At 70.1% G+C, this 17,986-nt stretch carries 14 protein-coding genes; 8 read left to right on the forward strand and 6 right to left on the reverse strand.

Annotation, left to right across the window (positions count from 1 at the left end; all coding sequences use genetic code 11):
* Window positions 1-138 precede the first annotated feature (138 nt).
* The 3 genes from ABZ477_RS11460 (at window position 139) to ABZ477_RS11470 (ending at window position 5,032) form a co-directional block, all read left to right on the forward strand.
* Window positions 139-2,046: an FAD-binding monooxygenase gene (locus ABZ477_RS11460; RefSeq protein ID WP_360132581.1), complete on the forward strand. Its 1,908-nt coding sequence runs from the start codon at window positions 139-141 to the stop codon at window positions 2,044-2,046.
* A 249-nt stretch (window positions 2,047-2,295) separates the two neighbouring features.
* Entirely contained in the window at window positions 2,296-3,768 is a 1,473-nt protein-coding gene (locus ABZ477_RS11465; RefSeq protein ID WP_360132584.1) for an NAD-dependent succinate-semialdehyde dehydrogenase, read from the forward strand.
* A gap of 184 nt (window positions 3,769-3,952) precedes the next feature.
* A complete protein-coding gene (locus ABZ477_RS11470; protein WP_360132587.1) occupies window positions 3,953-5,032 on the forward strand; it encodes a winged helix DNA-binding domain-containing protein in 1,080 nt (359 codons plus the stop codon).
* 152 nt (window positions 5,033-5,184) lie between these two features.
* Here ABZ477_RS11470 and ABZ477_RS11475 read toward each other — a convergent pair whose 3' ends face one another.
* Window positions 5,185-6,621 (reverse strand): helix-turn-helix domain-containing protein, encoded by a 1,437-nt coding sequence (locus tag ABZ477_RS11475; protein WP_360132590.1) that lies wholly within the window; start codon window positions 6,619-6,621, stop codon window positions 5,185-5,187.
* 126 nt (window positions 6,622-6,747) lie between these two features.
* Between ABZ477_RS11475 and ABZ477_RS11480 the strand changes: the two genes are divergently transcribed.
* Both ABZ477_RS11480 and ABZ477_RS11485 read left to right on the forward strand, forming a co-directional pair.
* Complete coding sequence (locus ABZ477_RS11480) at window positions 6,748-8,637, forward strand: phosphoenolpyruvate carboxykinase (GTP) (protein WP_360132593.1); 1,890 nt, start codon at window positions 6,748-6,750, stop codon at window positions 8,635-8,637.
* Between the two features lie 286 nt (window positions 8,638-8,923).
* On the forward strand, window positions 8,924-10,393 hold the full coding sequence (locus tag ABZ477_RS11485) for an SPFH domain-containing protein (protein ID WP_360132596.1): 1,470 nt from the start codon (window positions 8,924-8,926) through the stop codon (window positions 10,391-10,393).
* A gap of 177 nt (window positions 10,394-10,570) precedes the next feature.
* Here ABZ477_RS11485 and ABZ477_RS11490 read toward each other — a convergent pair whose 3' ends face one another.
* From ABZ477_RS11490 to ABZ477_RS11500, 3 genes are read right to left on the reverse strand one after another with little or no spacing between them, the layout of a single operon-like run.
* Window positions 10,571-10,870, reverse strand: a complete 300-nt coding sequence (locus tag ABZ477_RS11490) for a hypothetical protein (protein WP_360132599.1) — start codon at window positions 10,868-10,870, stop codon at window positions 10,571-10,573.
* A gap of 45 nt (window positions 10,871-10,915) precedes the next feature.
* Window positions 10,916-12,928 carry an ABC transporter ATP-binding protein gene (locus ABZ477_RS11495; RefSeq protein ID WP_360132602.1) on the reverse strand — a complete coding sequence of 671 codons (2,013 nt, stop codon included), beginning with the start codon at window positions 12,926-12,928 and terminating at the stop codon, window positions 10,916-10,918.
* Window positions 12,929-12,974: 46 nt separating this feature from the next.
* On the reverse strand, window positions 12,975-13,187 hold the full coding sequence (locus ABZ477_RS11500; RefSeq protein ID WP_243077048.1) for an AsnC family protein: 213 nt from the start codon (window positions 13,185-13,187) through the stop codon (window positions 12,975-12,977).
* A gap of 188 nt (window positions 13,188-13,375) precedes the next feature.
* On the opposite strand from ABZ477_RS11500, the gene ABZ477_RS11505 reads away from it, so the two are divergent.
* The 3 genes from ABZ477_RS11505 to ABZ477_RS11515 are packed head-to-tail and all read left to right on the forward strand — an operon-like array spanning window position 13,376 to window position 16,064.
* A complete protein-coding gene (locus ABZ477_RS11505) occupies window positions 13,376-14,317 on the forward strand; it encodes an ABC transporter ATP-binding protein (RefSeq protein ID WP_360132606.1) in 942 nt (313 codons plus the stop codon).
* A gap of 41 nt (window positions 14,318-14,358) precedes the next feature.
* The gene (locus ABZ477_RS11510; RefSeq protein WP_360132609.1) at window positions 14,359-15,243 is read left to right on the forward strand and encodes an ABC transporter permease; all 885 of its coding nucleotides are present in this window, start codon (window positions 14,359-14,361) and stop codon (window positions 15,241-15,243) included.
* Window positions 15,240-16,064, forward strand: coding sequence for an ABC transporter permease (locus ABZ477_RS11515; RefSeq protein ID WP_360132612.1), 825 nt, complete (start codon window positions 15,240-15,242; stop codon window positions 16,062-16,064). Before ABZ477_RS11510 ends, ABZ477_RS11515 begins: the two co-directional genes overlap by 4 nt.
* Window positions 16,065-16,294: 230 nt before the next feature.
* Here the strand turns inward: ABZ477_RS11515 and ABZ477_RS11520 are convergent, their stop codons facing one another.
* Window positions 16,295-17,401: an LLM class flavin-dependent oxidoreductase gene (locus ABZ477_RS11520; protein ID WP_360132615.1), complete on the reverse strand. Its 1,107-nt coding sequence runs from the start codon at window positions 17,399-17,401 to the stop codon at window positions 16,295-16,297.
* 153 nt (window positions 17,402-17,554) lie between these two features.
* On the reverse strand, window positions 17,555-17,908 hold the full coding sequence (locus ABZ477_RS11525; RefSeq protein WP_360132618.1) for a Fe-S protein: 354 nt from the start codon (window positions 17,906-17,908) through the stop codon (window positions 17,555-17,557).
* Window positions 17,909-17,986: the final 78 nt, after the last annotated feature.

The raw sequence follows: 17,986 nt of genomic DNA on the forward strand, positions 1-17,986 counted from the left end.
GGCGGGGCGCAGCCTTGTGCAGCGGCATCCGCTTCGTATACGATCTGTTCAATAGTAGAACGGTGTGTTCGAATATAGAACACGATCGCTCGCACGACAACACCTCGACACAGCCGTCCGAGGAAGGGATCGACGAAGATGCAGTTCCATCACCATGGGTACGTCTCGGGGGAGCCGAGGGTTCAGGATGCCGCGGGCACGGGCATCGACCGCCCTGCCGAGCTTCCCGACGAGATGGACGTCCTCATCGTCGGCTCGGGCCCGGCGGGCATGCTCCTGTCGGCGCAGCTCTCGCAGTTCCCGGATGTCGTGACGCGGATCATCGAGCGCCGCGACGGACGGCTCGTGCTCGGTCAGGCGGACGGCATCCAGCCCCGCAGCGTCGAGACCTTCCAGGCGTTCGGCTTCGCCGAGCGGATCGTCGCCGAGGCGTACAACATCGCCTACATGAACTTCTGGGGCCCCGACCCCGACAACCCGCGCAACATCGTCCGCACGGCGCGGACGGAGGACTACGCCTTCAAGATCAGCGAGTTCCCGCACCTCATCGTCAACCAGGCGCGCGTCCTCGACTACTTCGCCGAGGCCGCCGCGCACGGGCCGGGGCGCATCGTCCCCGACTACGGGATCGAGTTCCTCGGGCTCACGGTCCACGACGAGGGACAGCATCCCGTCGAGGTGCGCGTGCGGTACACGGCAGGCCCACGGGCCGGCGAGGAGCGCACCGTGCGCGCCAGATACGTCGCGGGGTGCGACGGCGCACGCAGCGGTGTGCGCGAGGCGATCGGTCGCAAGCACGTCGGCGGAGTCTCTCTGCACGCGTGGGGCGTCATGGACGTGCTCGTCAACACCGACTTCCCGGACTGGCGGACCAAGTGCGCCATCAACTCCGAGGCGGGCAACATCCTGCACATCCCGCGCGAGGGCGGCTACCTCTCCCGCATGTACATCGACCTCGGCGCCGTCGCGGAGGATGACGCCCACCACGTGCGCACGACGCCGATCGACGAGATCATCCGCCGAGCCAACGAGATCCTGCATCCCTACACGCTCGACGTGAAGCAGGTCGCCTGGCACAGCGTCTACGAGGTCGGGCACCGCGTGACCGATCGCTTCGACGACGCCGGCGAGGACGGGCGCTCGCCGCACGTCTTCCTCACCGGCGACGCGTGCCACACGCACAGCGCGAAGGCCGGGCAGGGCATGAACGTCTCGATGCAGGACGGCTTCAACCTCGGCTGGAAGCTCGGGCACGTCCTGACCGGCCTCGCACCGGAGACGCTCCTGGAGACCTACTCGGCCGAGCGTCAGCCCGTCGCCCAGCAGCTCATCGACTTCGACCGCGAGTGGTCGACGCTCATGGCGCGCAAGCCCGAGGAGATCTCCGACCCGCAGGAGCTCGCGACGTTCTACCTCGGCACGGCGGAGTTCCCGTCCGGGTTCATGACGCAGTACGGACCGTCCGCGATCACGACGGATGCTGTCCACCAGGCCCTCGCGACCGGGTTCTCGCTCGGCAAGCGGTTCAAGTCGGTCGAGGTCACGCGAGTGTGCGACGGCAACGTCATCCACCTCGGGCACCACGCGAAGGCCGACGGGCGCTGGCGGATCTACGCCTTCGCCGACGCGTCTGCGGCGGGGGAGCCCTCGGCGCTCGGGACGTTCGCGGAGTGGCTCGCCTCGCCCGAGTCGCCGCTCTCGCGCTTCACGCCCGAAGGTGCCGACCCGGACGCCGTCTTCGACGTCAAGGCGATCTACCAGCAGCGCTTCGAGGAGGTCGACATCTCGCGCGTGCCCGAGGTGTTCCTGCCGAAGTCGGGCCCGCTCGGGCTCACCGACTGGGAGAAGGTCTACGCCGCGGGACCCGACGGGTGGCGTGACGACGACATCTTCGCCGAGCGCGAGCTCTCGCGCGACGGCGTCGTCGTGGTCGTCCGGCCCGACCAGTACGTCGCGGCGGTCCTGCCGCTGGAGGCGACGGCCGAGCTCGCGGCGTTCTTCGACGGCTGCCTGCGGCCGCAGCAGGCTCCGGTCGCCGCACGCTGAGCCGTTGCCTGTTCGCGAGACTTCACGAATGTCACGCTTCGGCGCGCAGGGCGTGACATTCGTGAAGTCTCGCGAGTGAAGGGTGGCGCGACGCGCGTGGCATCGAGTTGTACATGACGGCGAATCGGATGCCTCTGATCGCCGTACCGGAGAAGGCAGGCCATCGTCGGCCTCATGAGAATGGGTGCAGGCGACGGCCGTAGACGAGAGACGAGCACGCCGCGAGGGCGGCGACGACGAGGGAGTCCCATGAGCGAGAACCGCGAGACCGAGCTGCTGGCGAAGGTCCCCGATGGCCTCTTCATCGGCGGCGAGTGGCTCGCCGCCGATGGCGGCAAGACGCTGAAGGTCTACGACCCCGCGACCGGCGAGGTCGTCAAGGAGATCGCGAACGCCTCGCCCGGCGACGGCATGGCGGCGCTGGATGCCGCGGATGCGGCGTTCCCGGCGTGGGCGGCGACACCGGCGCGGGAGCGGGGCGAGATCCTGCGGCGCGCGTTCGACCTGCTGCAGGAGCGCAAGGAGGAGTTCGCGCTGCTGATGACGATCGAGATGGGCAAGCCGCTGGCCGAGGCGCGCGGCGAGGTCGCGTACGGCGGCGAGTTCCTGCGCTGGTTCAGCGAGGAGGCCGCGCGCATCCAGGGCCGGTACGGTGCGAACCCGGAGGGCACGGGCCGCATGATCGTGTCGCAACATCCCGTCGGGCCGTGCTTCCTCATCACGCCGTGGAACTTCCCGCTCGCGATGGCGACCCGCAAGATCGCGCCGGCGCTCGCCGCCGGCTGCACCGTGGTGATCAAGCCGGCTGAGCTGACGCCGCTGACGACGCTGTACTTCGCGAAGCTGCTCGAGGACGCGGGGCTGCCCAAGGGTGTCGTGAACGTCTTCACGACGTCGACGTCGGGTGCCGTGTCCGAGCCGATCATCCGCGACCCGCGCCTGCGCAAGCTCTCGTTCACGGGCTCGACCCCCGTCGGCGTGAAGCTGCTCGAGCAGGCCGCGAGCGGCATCCTGCGCACCTCCATGGAGCTGGGCGGCAACGCGCCGTTCGTCGTCTTCGATGACGCCGACCTGGACAAGGCGGTCGACGGCGCGATGCTCGCGAAGTTCCGCAACATCGGGCAGGCCTGCACCGCCGCGAACCGGTTCATCGTGCACCGCTCGGTCGCAGACGAGTTCGCCCGCCGCGTCACTGAGAAGGTGCAGGGCTTCAAGATCGGCCGCGGCACGGAGGACGGCGTCGTGATCGGCCCGCTCATCGACGACCGCGCCGTCGCGAAGGCCTCGCAGCTGGTTCAGGATGCTGTCTCCCGCGGCGCGACCGTCACCACCGGCGGCTCCGCGGTCGACGGACCCGGCACGTTCTACCAGCCGACCGTGGTGACCGACGTGCGGCCGGGATCGGAGATCCTCCAGGAGGAGATCTTCGGGCCGGTCCTGGCGATCATCCCGTTCGACGACGAGGACGACGCCGTGCGCATCGCCAACGACACCGAATACGGGCTGGTCTCGTACGTCTTCACGGAGAACCTCGCCCGTGGGCAGCGCATGATCGAGCGCCTCGAGACCGGCATGATGGGCCTCAACGTCGGCGTCGTCTCGAACGCCGCGGCGCCGTTCGGCGGCTGGAAGTCGTCGGGCCTGGGCCGTGAGGGCGGCTTCGAAGGCATCCACGAGTACCTCCAGACCAAGTACACCCTGACGCCCAACCCGTTCGCCTGACCATCACCGCTCCACCACCACCCGGTCGTTGAGCGAGCGAAGCGAGACGAACCGCCCTGCACGGTGGGTCGCGCCGGTTGTCGAGTAGGGCGCTCCGCGCCCGTATCGAGGCACGTCTCGGTCGCTGCGCTCCCTCGCTCAACGACCGGTGGTCGCCGCCGCGTCGTCCGGCCAGGATGAGGGGATGGACCTCTCCGCCGTACGCGCCGCGCGTCTGAAGTCGCACCGCCTGAGCGCCCTGGCGCCCACGGTCGCCGCGGCCGCGCGGCACATGCTGACGACGCAGGGGCAGGAGTTCTGGGGCGGTCGGTGGGCGCTCGCGGCACGCACTCGCGGTGAGCCGACGGCGCGCGATGTGGACGCCGCGTTCGACCGCGGCGAGATCATCCGGTCGTGGACGATGCGCGGCACGATCCACATCCTCCCGGCGGAGGACCTCGCCTGGGTGCTCTCGGTCACAGGGGAGCGCCAGCTCCAGAAGGTGGCGCACGTCCACCGGGCGGAGACGATCGACGCGGACGAGGTCGCCCGCGCCGAGCGCATCGCGCGAGGTGCCCTGCGCGGCGGCAACGGCCTGACGCGCAAGGAGCTGTTCTCGGTGTGGGAGGACGCCGGGGTCTCGACCCGCGGGCAGCGGGGTTACCACGTGCTGTTCTCGCTCTCGGTCCGCGGCGTCGTGTGTCAGGGAGGCGTCGTCCCGCGCAGGACCGGGCCCACGCGCGAGCAGTTCCAGGTGCTCGCGGAGGAGTGGGCGCCCCACCAGGCGTCTCCCGCGGACCCGCTCGCGGAGTTCTTCGTCCGCTACATCGCGTCGCACGGACCGGCGGGGGCGCGGGACTTCGCGTGGTGGTCGGGACTGCCGCTCGGCGTCTCGCGCACAGCCGCGGAAACAGCATCCGATCGCCTGAAAGTCGTCGATGACGAGCCCGAGCCGCAGTACGTCGTCGCCGGGGCCGCGCCGCGCCGATCGCCGGATGCTCCCGAGGTCGTCGCGCTGCCGCCGTTCGAGGAGTACTACCTCTCGTACGCCGACCGGACGGTGCCGTGCGCGCCCGAATTCCTCGCGGCGGTCGGGCCGGGTCTGGGCGGCATCGACCGGCCGATCCTCGTCGCGCGCGGCGAGGCGGTCGGAGTCTGGACGCATTCGCTCGCCGTCGGCCGTCACACCGACGATCCGGTCCCCGAGCTGTTCGCGCCCGGGGCGGCGACGGATGCCGAGATCGGCGCCGCGCTCGACCGCTACAAGCGCTTCATCACGGCCTAGGGCTGCGAGGTCGCCCAGCCCTCGGCCGCCCGCGGGCTCGGTCGTTGAGCGAGCGGAGCGAGACGAAACGCCTGCGCGCGGCTCACGCGTTTCGTCTCGTCGCTTCGCTCCTCGCTCAACGACCGGGGGCCGGGACCACAGGCTGCGCGGGGTCAGACGTGACGGTCGAGGAAGGCGTACACCTCGTTGTCGTCGACGCCCGGGAATGCTCCGCGGGGCAGCGGCGAGAACATCTGCATGTGCACGCGTGCGCTCGGCCAGGCCTTGCCGCCCCAGCGCTCGGCGGCATCCGACGCGGGGCGCCGGCAGCATGCCTCGTCAGGGCAGCGCGAGACGTCGCGCTTCTGCGTCTCGCGGCCGCGGAACCAGCGCGCGTCGTCGAACGGCACGCCGACGGTGATCGAGAACTCTCCCGCCGACGTCGTGCCCGTCTGCGTCGAGCACCAGAAAGTCCCGGCCGGGGTGTCGGTGTACTGGTAGTGCTCGGTGGTCCGGTTCTGCTCCTCGAACGCCGAGCGCGCGAGGAACCGGCGGCACACGATCTGGCCCTCGACAGACCCGGTGACGTCCATCGGGACGGGCAGGTCGTCGTTCTCGTACACGCGTGAGATCGCACCCGAGCCGTCGACCCGCAGGAAGTGCAGCGGGATGCCGAGATGCTGCGTGAGGAGGTTCGTCATCCGCATGCCCGCCGCCTCGTGCGTCACGCCGAACGCGTCCCGGAAGTCCTCGACGGCGAGATTGCGGTCCTTCTTCGCCTGCTGCAGGAACGCGACCGAGGCCGTCTCGGGCATGAGGCAGCACGCGGCGTAGTAGTTGATCTCGAGGCGCTGCTCGAGGAAGTGCGCGTAGTCGGTCGGCGGCTTGTGGCCCAGGAGTCGGTGCGCCATGGCCTGCAGCGCCATCGAGCGCAGGCCGTGGCCGCCCGGGATCGACGCCGGCGGCAGGTAGATGCGGCCGTTCTCGAGGTCGGTCACCGAACGGGCCGAGTGCGGCAGGTCGCTGACGTAGATGAGCTCGAAGCCCAGCTGCTCGGCCATGATGCTGACGGTCCGGTGCGTGAGGGCGCCTGACACGTGGCCGGCGGACTTGAGCTGCTTCTCGGCGAGCTTCTCGATGTCGGGGAGGTAGTTGTTGCGGTCGCGCATGCGCAGCCGCAGGTCCGTGTTGGCGCGGCGGGCCTCCTCGGGCGTCGCGATGGCCTCGCGTTCGCGTCGCTGCAGCTCGCGATGCAGCCCGAGGATCGACTCGATCGTCTCGTCGCTCGTGCCCTTCGTGATCTTGACGGGCGCGATGCCCAACTGGCGGAACACCGAGCTCGCCTGCGCTCGCTCCAGCTCGATCTCGAGGGCGGCTCGCCGATTCGGCGGCTCGCTCGACAGAAGGTCCCCGACGGCGACGCCGGTCACATCGGCGATCGCCTGGAGGAGGGACAGCTTCGGCTCGCGCTTGCCGTTCTCGATGAGGCTCAGCTGGCTGCCCGCGACCCCGACCTTCTCACCCAGTTCGTCCAGCGTGAACCCGTGCGACACACGCTGATGGCGGATCCGGTGACCGAGCGTCGACAGCTCGAGTGACGTGGGAGGCATTCCTTGAGGATATCGAAAGAAACGCACTTCTTGACGCGGATGACGCACATAATCCCTCGCGAGATCGGCCCAAGGTGGAAGGGAGCCAGCCCCGACGCGATCAGCTCTTCAAGGAGGAAACCCACCATGGCGCTCGCCGATCTCTTCACCCGCCCCACGCCGATCACCACGGCGCAGCCCGCCCCGTCGACGCCGACGACCGGCGCGCGTCCTGAGATCGCAGGTGACGGCATGACGGCGCTCGTCGCGTGGGTCGACGAGATCGCCGCGCTCACCGAGCCTTCGGCCGTGCACTGGATCGACGGCTCACGGTCGGAGAACGAGACTCTGCTGCGTCGCATGGTCGACGAGGGCAAGCTCATCAAGCTGAACCCGGAGTGGCGTCCCGGCTCGTACCTCGCCCGCTCGCACCCGAGCGACGTCGCGCGCACAGAGGCGCGGACCTTCATCGCCTCGGAGCGCGCGGAGGACGCAGGCCCCACGAACAACTGGATCGACCCGGCCGAGATCCGTGCGACGATCACGCCGCTGTTCAAGGGCAGCATGCGCGGACGGACGATGTACGTCGTGCCGTTCTCGATGGGCCCCGTCGGCGGCCCCCTGTCGCACATCGGTGTGCAGATCACCGACAGCGCGTACGCCGTCACCTCGATCGGCATCATGACGCGCGTCGGCGTCGACGTCCTCCGCGAGATCGCCGGCGGTGCGCCGTGGGTGAAGACCGTCCATTCGGTCGGTGCGCCGCTGGCGCCGGGCGAGCAGGATGCCGCGTGGCCCTGCAACGACGAGAAGTACATCGTGCACTTCCCCGACACGCTCGAGGTCTGGTCGTTCGGTTCGGGCTACGGCGGCAACGCGATCCTCGCGAAGAAGTGCTTCGCGCTGCGCATCGCCTCGGTCATCGGCCGCGACGAGGGCTGGCTCGCCGAGCACATGCTGCTGATCCGCGTCATCGACCCGCAGGGCAAGGCGTACCACGTCGCCGCGGCCTTCCCGTCGGCGTGCGGCAAGACGAATCTCGCGATGCTGCGCCCGACGATCCCGGGCTGGCGCGTCGAGACGCTCGGCGACGACATCGCGTGGCTGCGTCCCGGCGAGGACGGGCGCCTGTGGGCGATCAACCCCGAGGCGGGCTTCTTCGGCGTCGCGCCGGGCACGGGCGAGTCGACCAACGTGACGGCGGTCGAGACCCTGTGGGGCAACACGATCTTCACGAACGTCGCGCTGCGACCCGACGGCGATGTCTGGTGGGAGGGACTCACGGACGAGCCGCCCGCGCACCTGACCGACTGGGAGGGCAACCCCTGGACGCCCGCGATGGGCCGGCCCGCGGCCCACCCCAACTCGCGATTCACCGTGAGTGCGGCGCAGTGCCCCCAGATCGCCGACGACTGGGCCGCCCCGCAGGGCGTGCCGCTGGACGCCATCCTGTTCGGCGGCCGGCGCGCGACGAACGTCCCGCTCGTGGTCGAGGCGACCGACTGGACGCACGGCGTCTTCATGGGCTCGAACATCTCGTCGGAGCGCACCGCGGCCGCCGAGGGCACGGTCGGCGAGCTGCGCCGCGATCCGTTCGCGATGCTCCCGTTCTGCGGCTACAACATGGCCGACTACTTCGGCCACTGGCTCAAGGTCGGTCAGAAGCTGCGGTTCGACCGCGCGCCGCGGATCTTCCAGGTCAACTGGTTCCGCAAGGGCTCGGACGGCCGATTCCTGTGGCCGGGCTTCGGTGACAACTCGCGCGTCATCGAGTGGATCGTCGGTCGCCTCGAGGGTCAGGTCCCCGCCGCCGACAGCCCCATCGGGCGCCTGCCGCGCACCGAGGACCTCGACCTCGAGGGCCTGGATGTCACCCAGGAGGACCTCGACGAGCTCTTCGCCGTCGACCCCGCCCTGTGGCAGCACGAGGCCGACCTCACGGAGGAGTTCTACGCCCAGTTCGACGGTCGCGTGCCCGCCGCGCTCCAGGCCGAGCTCGCCGCGCTGCGCTACCGCCTGAAGGTCGCCCAGCGCTGACCCCACGCCCCGGATGCCCCGGCTCGCACTGTGCAGCGAGCCGGGGCATCCGTCGTCTCCGAAGCCTCGCTCTCCACCTCTTCATCTCGAGACTGCATCCGGGCGTCGAGACTGCAATCTGCCGCCGCAGTCTCGGCGCCCCGTTGCAGTCTCGCGAGCGGTAGGCGACCACGGCGGACGTGGACGACTCGCGGAGCCGCGGACCGCGCCGCAGCGGACCCTCAGGTCCGCATAGACTCCCCAGACGGCCCGTGCTGGACGGGCCCTGACTGGGAGACCTCTCTAGATGGATCTGTACGGAATCGTCGGCATCGCCGCCGGCATCGCCGCCGTCGTCGTGATCGCGCTCATCGGGCTCGCGATCTTCCGAGCCTGGTACCTCGTTCCCAAGGCGGACGAGGCGATCGTCATCGTGGGCAAGAAGCAGCGGGGCGCCGACGGCGCGGCCTCGAAGATGACCGTCATCAGCGGCGGCGGCGCGCTCGTCAACAAGCTCACGCAGCGCGCCGACAAGGTGTCGCTGCGCTCCCGTCAGATCAAGATGGAGCCCGTCGCGCAGACGATCAACGGCGTCACGATCCACCTCGCGGGCGTCGCGCTGGTCAAGATCGGCTCGGAGCCCGAGCTCGTCCGTCGGGCGGCGGAGCGCTTCGCCTCTCAGGACGACGCCATCGACACGTTCACGACCGAGCAGCTCGAGGGCGCGCTCCGCGGCGTCGTCGCGAAGCTCAGCGTCGAGGAGGTCATGCAGGACCGCCAGAAGCTCGGCGAGGAGATCGCCGAGGGGATCAAGGGCGAGCTCCTCGCGCAGGGCCTCGTCCTCGACTCGTTCGCGATCCAGGGCGTCACCGACCCGAACGGCTACATCGCGGCCCTCGGCGCCAAGGAGGTCGAGCGCGTCAAGCGCGAGGCCGAGATCGCGTGGATCGACGCGCGTCGCGAAGTGAAGAAGCGCCAGCTCGCGACCGACGAGGCGAACCTCATCGAGCAGACGGCCCTCGACAAGAACACCGCCGCCGCCAAGTCGGAGGTCGGCCGGGCCAACGCCGAGGCCGAGCAGGCCGAGAACCTCGCCCGCGCGCAGGCCGAGCAGGGCGTCCTCATCCAGGAGACCGAGAACACGCAGGCGCGCCTGGACGCGGAGGTCAAGAAGGTCGCGGACGCCGCGAAGTACCGCCAGCAGTCAGAAGCGGATGCCGAGGCCTACGCGCGCCAGAAGCGCGCTGAGGCCGATCGCCAGGTGGCGCAGGAGCAGGCCGACGCCGAGGCGTACGCGCTGCGCAAGCAGGCCGAGGCCCGCGAGGCGGCCGCGGCCGCCGATGCGGCCACCGTCAAGGCCAAGGCGCAGGCCGAGGCCGATGCCGTGAAGGCCAAGGCCGAGGCCGACGCCGAGGCGGTCAAGCTCGTCGGAACGGCCAAGGCGGAGGCGATCGCGGCCGAGGCGGCCGCGCTCCGCGAGAACCAGGACGCGATCCTCGCGAAGGAGATCGTCTCGCAGCTGCCGCAGCTCATGGCCGAGTTCGCCAAGGGCTACGAGCGCGTCGGGAGCATCACCCTCATCGGCGGCGACAGCGCGTCGACCCACCTCGCGCGCGAGCAGTCGGCCGGCCTCACCGCGACGTTCGAGAGCGTCAAGGCCGCGACGGGCCTCGATCTGGGCGCGGTCCTGCAGGGCCAATCGGTCGGGCGCGGGCTCGCGGCGGGCAAGATGGCGCACCTCACGGAGCAGGACCTCGCGGAGGTCTCGAAGGACTGATCGCGCCCCAGCGCGGTTCCGGATGCCCCGGCCCACCTCAGCGGTGGGCCGGGGCATCCGTCGTTCTGGATGCGAGGGGCGGCCGCCGCTGCGGGCCGGGCTTGTCGAGGCGCCACGCCGTGCGCCGGCATCCGCTGTTCCCGGCTTCACCGGGCGCGCAGCATCCGTGCCCTGCCGTCACTCGCGGCGCCATTTCAGGACGAACTCCTCCACCCGCATCGTGTCGAGGTCGTCGCGCACGCGCCGGAGGAGATCGCTCGCCTCGGCGAGCGTGCCGGCCGACATCCGGATGACGGGCCTGCCGGTGTCTTTGCGCATGACGACGAGGTCGGTGACGGACGGCCCCGACTCGAGATCGTGGGTCATGAGCCCGGCGGCGATCGTCGCGAGCGACCGGAGCGACTTGACCCACCACGAACCCTCCCGCGGCGCGAGGTACGCGATGAGGTGTTCCGAGGCGGCTTCGAAGTCTGCCATCCCGGCCCACGGTAGTCCGGTCCCGCCCGGATCTCGCCGCGACGCTCAGACGAGCAGCTGGTGCCTGGCGAGGTCGCGGTAGAGCGGCGTGGTCTCGACGAGCTCGGAGTGCGTGCCCTGGCCGACGACGCGCCCGTGGTCCATCACGACGATGTGGTCGCTGTCGACGACCGTCGAGAGACGGTGGGCGATCACGACGAGCGTGCGGCCCGTCGCGACGGCGTCGATCGCGTCGCGCATGCGCTGCTCGTTGAGGCCGTCCAGCGACGACGTCGACTCGTCCAGGAGCAGGATCGGGGGAGCCGCCAGCAGGGCCCGCGCGATCGCGAGGCGTTGGCGCTCGCCGCCGGAGAGCATGACCCCGCTCTCGCCGACGGGCGCCTCGATCCCGAGCGGGCTCCGCTCGAGCACTTCGCCGAGGTTGACGGCGCGCAGGACCCGCTCGCAGTCGTCGGCGGATGCCTCGGGGGAGGCGAGGCGCAGGTTCTCGGCGATCGTGCCGGCGAGGGTCGGAGCATCCTGCTCGACGTAGCCGAGCTGTGCGCGCAGCGCGCCGCGGTCGAGCGCGCGGACGTCCTGCCCGTCGAGCAGCACGGCCCCGTCGGTCGGGTCGTAGAAGCGCTCGATGAGCGCGAGGGTGGTGCTCTTGCCCGCGCCGGACGGCCCGACGAGCGCGACTCGCGCCCCGCGGGGCACCGAGAACGAGACACCGCGCAGCACCTCATGCTCCGCATCCAGCTGTTCAGGCGCCGATGCACCGTCGCCCTCGGCGAGACGGCGCAGGTCGTCCGCGACGGACTTGTCGACGTGGGCGTCCTCGAGGGCGGCGAGGGCCGCGTCCTCCGCCTTGCGCCGGGCGGCGACGACGGCCTCGGGGTAGCGGAAGCGCACGTCGCGGAACTCGATCGCCGCGGCCCGGCCTCCTGAATCGAGGACATCTCCCGAATCGAGGACCGAGGTGACAACATCCGTCCTCGTTTCGGAAGATGTCCTCGTCTCGGAAGATGCGCGATCCCGGACCCGCGCCGCGATCTCGGCGTCGCGCTGCGTCTCGGTGGGGAGGTCCATGATCTCCTGGATGCGTCCGAGCGCGCCGAGCGCCTGGTTGACCGAGGTGATGGCCCCGAAGAACGAGCCGAGCGGCGCGATGAGCAGGAACAGGAACATGACGAAGGTCACGAGCGCCGCGACCGGGATCGCGCCCGCCGCGACGCGCAGGCCGCCGACGCCGAGCACGACCAGGAGCGACACCTGCAGCGCGATGTTCGCGATCGGGACGACGAGCGCCGACACCTTCGCGATCCGGACGCCCTGTGCGTAGGCGTCCTGCGCGAGACCGGCGATCGCCGCCTCCTCGCGGTCGCTCGCACCCGCCGCGCGCACTGTGCGGATCGAGCCGACGGCGCGCTCGACGCCCGAGGCGAGCTCGCCCACGCGCTCCTGCTGGTCGGCCGTGGCCTGACGGATGCGGCCGCTCAGCACCGTCACGACAGCGATCGACACGCCGATCACGAGGACGATGAGCCCGAGCAGGACCGGGTCGATCAGCGCCATCGCGACGAGGGCGCCGAGGAAGACGAGGGAGTTGCCGACAGCATCCGCGAGCCCCTGCGTCAGGACGGCGTAGAGGAGCGTCGTGTCGGTGCCGACGCGCGAGACGAGGTCGCCCGTGCGGCGCGCGTCGAACTCGCCGATCGGCAGGTGAAGAATGCGGCCGATGAGCTTGCGCCGCGACGAGTACACGACGGCGGTGCCGGTGCGCTGCAGCAGGAAGTGCTGGTACCCGCCGATGAGCGACGCCGCGATGACGAGAGCGACGATACCCCACACGAGCATGCCGAGCGGCTCGCCGGCCTCGACGCGTCCGATGAGGACTCCGACGAAGAGCGGCTGAGCCAGCACCGCCACGGCGCCGATGATGCTCAGGATCGCGACGACGATGAGCACGCGCTTGTGCTCGAGGAGGAACGGGACGAGCTGCTTGAGGCTCGCGCGCGGGCCGTCCTGGGGTGCGCGACGGCCGCGGCGTCCGCGGGCGGGGGATGTCGTCGTGGACATGGGTGTTCCCTGTTCGTTCTCTGCGGGAGGAGGCGGGCGATCGGCCCTACCTTCGACCGTACTTCTTGTGGACGGCCTGCCTGCTCACTCCGAGGGCGTCGGCGATCGCCACCCATGAGAAGCCCAGGCCCCGCGCGCGCCGCACCTGCTCGGCCTCGGCGCGCGCCAGCTCGGCGTGCAGAGCGCGCAGCCGCCGCAGCTCCGGCAGCGGATCGCCGCCCTGTGCCGAGGCGATGGCGGTGCGGATGTCGTCGCTCATGAGCGTCAACCTTAGTTGACAGCCGCGGATGCTGTCAACTTGGGTTGACGGGCGGTGGCTGTTCGAGAGGACTTGTGCCGTTCGGGAGGGCCGGCTGACAGCATCCGTCCTCCCGAAGGGGACAATCCCTTCGGTCGGGTACACCCCTCCGAGGCCGTGCTGTCCGTGCCCGGGGATAGGGTTGTCCGGTGCCTGCCCCTGTCATCGAAGCCAAGAACCTCGTGAAGGCCTACAAGGTCAAGGGCAAGCCGGACTTCCTCGCCGTGGACGGCTTGTCGTTCGAGGTGGCGCCCGGCGAGTCGTTCGGGCTCCTCGGCCCCAACGGCGCGGGCAAGTCCACGACGATGAAGATGATCGGCGCCGTCTCGACGCGCACGCGCGGGGACCTGTCGATCCTGGGGCTCGACCCCGACCATTACGGTCCCGAGATCCGTTCGCGCCTCGGCGTCGTGCCCCAGCAGGACAACCTCGACGGCGAACTCAACGCCCGCGAGAACCTCTACATCTACGGCCGCTACTTCGGCCTGCCCGGCAAGGTGTGCCACGAGAAGGCCGACGAGTTGCTCGCCTTCGCGGCGCTCGAGGACAAGGCGAAGAGCAAGGTCGACCAGCTCTCCGGCGGCATGAAGCGGCGCCTCACGATCGCCCGCGGGCTCATCAACGACCCGCGCATCCTGCTCCTCGACGAGCCCACGACGGGCCTCGACCCGCAGGCGCGCCACGTCCTGTGGGACCGCCTCTTCCGGCTCAAGGAGCGCGGCACGACCCTCGTCCTCACGACCCACTACATGGACGAGGCCGAGCAGCTCTGCGACCGGCTCATCGTCGTCGACAAGGGTCGCATCATGGCCGAGGGGACTCCGGCATCGCTCATCCGCGAGCACTCCAGCCGCGAGGTGCTCGAGGTGCGCTTCGGGTCAGACCGCAACGAGCAGGTCGCGGCGCAGCTGCAGGGCATCGGCGACCGTGTCGAGGTGCTGCCCGACCGCATCCTCATCTACACAGCCAACGGCGAGCAGGCGCTCGAGCGCATCGTGCACGAGGGCCTCGAGCCGGTGACCTCGCTCGTGCGTAGGTCGTCGCTCGAAGACGTCTTCCTCCGCCTCACGGGAAGGTCGCTCATCGAATGACCTCCGACCCGCACCCGCTGGGTGACCCTGTCGGACGACGGATGCCGGAGCCCGCTGCCGCCGTCACGGCACAGCATCCGACTCTCGACGAGCTGCGCGACGAGGCGATGGAGTGGGGCCGCAAGCCTCGCCGGCTCGGCACGTGGTACGTCACGGAGCACATGGTCCGCGCGATGCGCGCATACGGCTGGACGATCATCGTCGGAGCCCTCGGGCAGCCGATCCTCTACCTCCTCGGACTCGCCGTCGGCCTCGCGGCGCTGATCCAGGCGCCCGTCGACGACCGCGGCATGGAGGTGCCGTACCTCCTGTTCGTCGCGCCGGCCCTCCTCATGACGGCGGCGATCTCGGTCGCATCCGAGGAGTTCACGTATCCCGTCATGGCGGGCTTCAAGTGGCGCCGCTACTTCTTCGGGTTCAACGCTTCGGCCCTGTCGTCGCCGCAGATCGCGGCCGGCGTCGTGGTCGGGGCGGCGGCGCGCATGCTGCTCACGGTCGGGCTCTACTACCTCTTCATCTGGATCTTCTTCGCGTGGCTGCACCCCGGCGAGACATCGCCCGGCACGGCGTGGCTCATGATCCCGATCGGAGTCCTCGCGGGCCTGTCATTCGGCATCCCGCTCATGGCCTACGCGGCGTCGCTCGAAGACGACAAGGGCCAGTTCGCGCTCGTGCAGCGGTTCGTCTTCATGCCGATGTTCCTCTTCTCGGGCACGTTCTATCCGCTGATCAACCTCCCGCTGTGGCTGCAGTGGATCGGCTGGATCTCGCCGCTGTGGCACGCGTCCGAGCTCGGGCGCATCGTGACCTACGGGTCGTGGGCGGACGAGCCCCTCGCGTGGGTTCACCTCGCCTACCTGCTGGTCCTCGCGATCGGCGGCTTCGTGGTCGCGCGACGCGTCTTCACGAGGAGGCTCGCGAAATGACGGCCGTGACGACGACGGATGCTGTCACCCGCCGCGGCGGCGTGCGCGCGCTGTGGGCGGGCAACCCGGGCGCCGTCGTGCAGCGGGGGCTCGTCGCGGCGCGGTCGTCGAGCTGGGTCGTCGTGCTCTCCGGGTTCTTCGAGCCCGTCTTCTACCTCGCCTCGATGGGGCTCGGCCTCGGGGCCCTCATCGGCGATGTCGAGACGTCCGCCGGCGTCGAGGTGCCGTACGCGGCGTTCATCGCGCCCGCGCTCCTGGCGACCTCCGCGATGAACGGCGCGCTGTACGACTCGACGTGGAACGTCTTCTTCAAGCTCAACTACGGCAAGCTCTACGAAGGCATGCTCGCGACATCCCTCGGACCGCTGGATGTCGCGCTCGGCGAGATCCTCTACGCGCTGCTGCGCGGCCTGCTGTACGCGACGGGCTTCATGATCATCATGCAGATCCTGGGGCTCAATCTCGCCCCGACGGCGATCCTCGCGATCCCCGCCGTCCTGCTCATCGCCTTCGGCTTCGCGGCGCTCGGCATGGCCGTCACGAGCTACATGAAGACCTTCCAGCAGATGGACTGGATCAACTTCGTCCTGCTGCCGATGTTCCTCTTCTCGGCGACGCTCTACCCCATCACGGTGTACCCCGAGTGGGTGCAGACGATCGTGATGGTCTTCCCGCTGTGGCACGGTGTCGAACTCGTCCGCGGGCTCACCACGGGCGTCATGACCCCCGACATGATCTGGCACGTCGTGTATTACCTCGTCATGATCGCGATCGGCCTCGTCTTCACGACGAAGCGGCTCCGCGCCCTCTTCCTGGACTGACGTGACTGCGCGGCTCGCGCGTTTCGTCTCGTCGCTTCGCTCCTCGCTCAACGACCGAGATCATGGCCACCGGTCGTTGAGCGAGCGAAGCGAGACGAAACGTCCCGGGCTTCCGCGTGCCCGCCGCCCGCGCGCCACCACGTCGCAGATAACCACAGCGCAGGACGCGTGCACGGCGTGTCGGTCCGACGTTGTGGCTATCCCCGGCGATGTGGTGCGGTCGTTGAGGCTCAGAGGAGCCCGCGCCGCGCGAGCTCTGGCCGCACGCCCTCGGCGAACCAGTACGCCTCCTCGAGGTGCGGGTATCCCGACAGGACGAACTCTCCGAACCCGACCGCGCGGTACTCCTCGATGAGCCCCGCGACCTCGGCGTAGCTGCCCACGAGCGCCGTGCCGGCCCCGCCGCGCACGAGCGAGGCTCCGGCCCACAAGCCCGGATGGATCTCGAGCTCGGCCCGAGACGTGCCGCCGTTCGTGAGGGCGAACTGGCGCTGCTGCCCGACCGACCCCGACGCGGCGAAGGCTGCACGACGGTTCGCGACCACCGCGGGGTCGAGCCCCGCCACGAGCGCGTCGGCGATCGCCCACGCCTCGTCCGACGTCGGTCGCGCGATCACGTGCAGACGGATGCCGTACCGCAGCTTCCGTCCGCGGGACGCTGACCGGTCGGCGACGCGTGCGATCTTCTCGCCCGCCTGCGCGGGCGGCTCGCCCCACGTGAGGTAGACGTCGGCGTGCTCGGCCGCGACGTCGATCGCGGCATCCGACGACCCGCCGAGGTAGATCTCGGGCACCTTCGCGATCGGCGGGATGAAGGCCGACTCGATGTCGAAGTAGTCGCCGCGATACGTGACGACCTCGCCCGTCCACAGGCGCCGCACCACCTCGAGATACTCGGCGGCGCGCGCGTACCGGCCATCGTGGCCGAGACGGTCGCCGAACCTGCGCTGTTCGGCGTCCTCTCCGCCCGCGACGACGTTGATGCGCAGGCGTCCCTCGCTCACGCTCTGGAACGTCGCCGTCACCTGCGCCTGCAGCGTCGGCGACACGAGCCCCGGCCGCACCGCCACGAGGTACTCGAGCCGGCGGGTGTGCTGGGTGAGGGCCGTGGCCATCGTCCAGCTCTCCTGATTGCCGCCGCCGGTCGGGATGAGCACGGACTCGAAGCCGAGGTACTCGGCGGCCTGCGCGATCTGGGTGAGGTATGGCAGCTCGGGCGGGCGGGATGCCGCGCCGAGCCGCGCCGGATCGCTGTCGGTCGCGCCGCCGAGCACGAGGTTCGTGCGCGAGTCGCCCGTGAGCGGCAGGAACCAGTCCAGGACGACCTTCGCCGACATGCCCGTCTCCTCACCCGCGCCCGCCGCGCCGGTTCAGACTACGAGCGCCCGGCCACGGAGCAATGGTCGAGTTTCGCCGTGTGACGAGTGGACGAGAAGAGCGGATGCCGCGACTCCGGGTCGCGGCATCCGCTCTCGTCGGACGGGGGAAGGTCAGCGCCAGATCACGGCGATGGCCGCGTTGGCGAGCGTCAGGACGCCGATCGACCAGAAGATCGCGGGCGGGACCGCGCCGTTCTTGCGCTGGCGGCCGGCGCCGATGCCGAGGAGGGCGCCGATGATGATCAGGATCAGCAGCTTGATGCCGATCTTGACGTAGTTGAGCTCGTACGAGATGCCCCACGGCGCAGCGAGGATGAGGCCAGCGAGGCCGGCGACCGCGAGGCCCCAGTTCATGAGACGAGTGATGTGGTGGCGTCCGTTGACGACCTCGACCGCCCACGCGCCGAACAGCAGCGCGAAGCCGACGAGGTGGATCAGGACGACGACATGGCGCAGGATTTCCATGCGTTCAGCGTACCTTACGTACTACTGAAGGTTGGGAGATGTCACGACGTCGAAGCAGAAGGCGCCGCGCCCGGATCT

The organism is Microbacterium sp. NPDC019599 (assembly GCF_040632175.1).
Lineage (GTDB): Bacteria > Actinomycetota > Actinomycetes > Actinomycetales > Microbacteriaceae > Microbacterium.